General features: G+C 71.0%; 3 protein-coding genes and 1 pseudogene. 3 read left to right on the forward strand and 1 reads right to left on the reverse strand.

The features are described from left to right. Positions 1-738, reverse strand: a pseudogene (locus ACTHJJ_RS12465) (SAM-dependent methyltransferase); the annotation flags it as partial. A 54-nt stretch (positions 739-792) separates the two neighbouring features. Between ACTHJJ_RS12465 and ACTHJJ_RS12470 the strand changes: the two are divergent. From ACTHJJ_RS12470 to groL, 3 genes are all read left to right on the forward strand, one after another. Further along, on the forward strand, positions 793-1179 hold the full coding sequence (locus ACTHJJ_RS12470) for a hypothetical protein (protein ID WP_307115495.1): 387 nt from the start codon (positions 793-795) through the stop codon (positions 1177-1179). A gap of 183 nt (positions 1180-1362) precedes the next feature. Beyond that, the gene (gene groES / locus ACTHJJ_RS12475; RefSeq protein WP_066499141.1) at positions 1363-1659 is read left to right on the forward strand and encodes a co-chaperone GroES; all 297 of its coding nucleotides are present in this window, start codon (positions 1363-1365) and stop codon (positions 1657-1659) included. 74 nt (positions 1660-1733) lie between these two features. Further along, the coding region (gene groL, locus ACTHJJ_RS12480; RefSeq protein ID WP_440303261.1) for a chaperonin GroEL at positions 1734-2974 on the forward strand (1241 nt) is incomplete at its 3' end.

Consider the following 2974-nt stretch of genomic DNA (forward strand, 5'->3'; position numbering starts at 1 on the left):
CAGCGCGTTGAAGTAGAGGCCGACCTCCGCGACATCCCCCTGCACCGAGACCCACTGGGCCTCGCAGCCGGCGGGCACGGACCCGTGCGGCAGGCCAGGGCCCAGCTTGACTCCCACGGGCAGGCCGCGGCCGGCGAGCCCCTCGACGAAACTCAGCGGGGGCGAGAACTCCTCCGGGTCCCACAGGCGGGTGGTGCCGGAGGTCGACGTCGACCGCCGGGCGGGGTCGAGCCAGACCCCGTCGACCCCTGCGAGGTCGACGGACTGGGCGTCGGCATGCACGACCCGGGCCTGTGGGAACGGCATGAGGTTCATCGTGGCGCACGCGGCGGTGGTCTCGTCGAGCTCCACCGCCGTGACCTCGAGGTCAAGTGACGCCATCGCCATGGCGTCCGCGCCGAGGCCGCACCCGAGGTCCGCGACACGCCGGACGCCGGCATCGACGAACCGCCGGGCGTGGCGGGCTGCGACCGAGAGCCGGGTGGCCTGCTCGAGCCCGGCCCGGGTGAAGAGCATGCTCGAGGCGAACTCGCCGAACTTCGCGGCGGCCCGGGCCCGCAGCCGGGCCTGGGAGAGGACGGCCGAGACGAGCTCGGGGGAGTGGCCCGCCTTGCGGAGCCGGCCGCTGATCGCCAGCGCGTCCTCCTCGCGGTAGGGGCCGAGCGAGTTGAGCAGCGCCCACCCCTCGGGCGTCAGCAGAGGTGCCAGCTGGTCCGGGGCGTGTCTGTCGTCGGGCATGCCATCCAGCGTAGTGCGCCGCGTGCCCGGGCCTCATTGGCTAGGCTGGGGGGCATGGAGACCAGCCCCAGCGTCGATCCCGTTCCAGCTCGACCGGAGCCGGCAGGCCTCCTCCCGCGGCTGAGGCCCTATGCGCGCCCCGTGCTCATCGCGGGCATCGTCATCACGGTGGTCGCTGCGGTGCTGCTCGTCGTGGTGATGGGTCTGGACGCCTTCAACGCCACCGTCTACTCGGTGGGCGGCAAGAACATCAGTGACGCCACCGACGAGGCCCAGTCGCTGCGGGACCAGTTCCTCGGGGTCAAGATCGGCGCGATCATCGGCCTGGTCGTGGGCGGACTCGCGCTCATAGCCTCGATCGCCGTCATGTACGCCACGCGCGGCCTCGACGCCGACGACGAGGGCGACGACCTCGGCTACGACGAGCTCGCGGGCGAGTAGGTTCCGGCCCCTCCCGACACCAGTTGGCACTCGCCTTGACCGAGTGCCAGCGCGCTCACTAGAGTCGCCAGTAGCACTCGGCGGTGCCGAGTGCTAACCCTGTCAGGCACGCTCCCGGCACCCGCGACGACGGTTGCTTGCCCGGCTCACCATCCGTGACCCGTTGATGTAAAGGAGAGATCCGTGTCGGTCTCCATCAAGCCCCTCGAGGATCGCATTGTCGTCAAGCCGCTCGAGGCCGAGCAGACCACCGCGTCCGGCCTCGTGATCCCGGACACCGCGAAGGAGAAGCCGCAGGAGGGCGAGGTCGTCGCTGTCGGCCCCGGCCGCGTCGATGACAACGGCAACCGCGTGCCGGTGGACGTCACTGTCGGCGACGTCGTCCTCTACTCCAAGTACGGCGGCACCGAGGTCAAGACGGGCGGTGCCGAGTACCTCGTGCTCTCGGCCCGCGATGTCCTGGCGATCGTCGTCAAGTAACGCTCCCGCGCTGCGCCCCGGCCGCTCCCTGCGGCCGGGGTGTCGTGCTTGATCCAGACACACAGGAGTAGCGAATGGCTAAGCAGCTCGCATTCAGCGACGCCGCGCGCAAGGCCCTCGAGACGGGCGTCGACAAGCTCGCCGACACCGTCAAGGTGACCCTCGGCCCGCGCGGCCGCAACGTGGTCCTCGACAAGAAGTGGGGCGCCCCCACCATCACGAACGACGGCGTGACGATCGCCCGTGAGGTCGAGCTCGACGACCCGTACGAGAACCTCGGCGCCCAGCTCGCCAAGGAGGTCGCCACCAAGACCAACGACGTCGCCGGCGACGGCACGACGACGGCGACCGTCCTCGCCCAGGCCCTCGTCAAGGAGGGCCTGCGCAACGTGGCCGCCGGCGCGGCCCCGGGTGAGGTCAAGCGCGGCATCGAGGTGGCCGTCGAGGCCGTCGCCGCCCGCCTGAAGGAGAACGCCCGCGAGGTCTCCGGCCGCCACGTCGCGAACGTCGCGGCGATCTCGGCCCAGTCCGAGGAGATCGGCGACCTGCTCGCCGAGGCCTTCGACAAGGTGGGCCAGGACGGCGTCATCACCATCGAGGAAGCCTCCACCACCCAGACCGAGCTCGTGCTCACCGAGGGCATGCAGTTCGACAAGGGCTACCTCTCGCCGTACTTCGTCACGGACGCGGAGCGCCAGGAGGCCGTCCTCGAGGACGCGCTCATCCTCATCCACCAGGGCAAGATCTCCTCGCTGCAGGACTTCCTGCCGCTGCTCGAGAAGGTCCTCTCTGCCTCGAAGCCGCTGTTCGTCATCGCCGAGGACGTGGACGGCGAGGCCCTCTCGACGCTCATCGTCAACCGCCTCCGCGGCACCCTGAGCGTCGTGGCCGTCAAGGCCCCGGGCTTCGGCGACCGCCGCAAGGCCATGCTCCAGGACATCGCGACCCTCACGGGCGCGCAGGTCGTCTCCCCGGAGGTCGGCCTGTCCCTGGACCAGGTGGGCCTCGAGCAGCTCGGCACCGCGCGCCGCATCACCGTCACGAAGGACAACACGACCCTCGTCGACGGCGCCGGCACGGCCGAGGACGTGCAGGCCCGCGTCGCGCAGCTGCGCGCCGAGCTCGCCCGCACGGACTCCGACTGGGACCGCGAGAAGCTCCAGGAGCGCCTCGCCAAGCTCGCCGGCGGCATCGGCGTGATCAAGGTCGGCGCGGCCACCGAGGTCGAGCTCAAGGAGAAGAAGCACCGCATCGAGGACGCCGTGTCCTCGACCCGCGCGGCCCTCGAGGAGGGCATCGTGGCCGGCGGCGGCTC

The organism is Intrasporangium sp. (assembly GCF_051961875.1).
In the GTDB taxonomy this organism is placed as follows: domain Bacteria; phylum Actinomycetota; class Actinomycetes; order Actinomycetales; family Dermatophilaceae; genus Intrasporangium_A.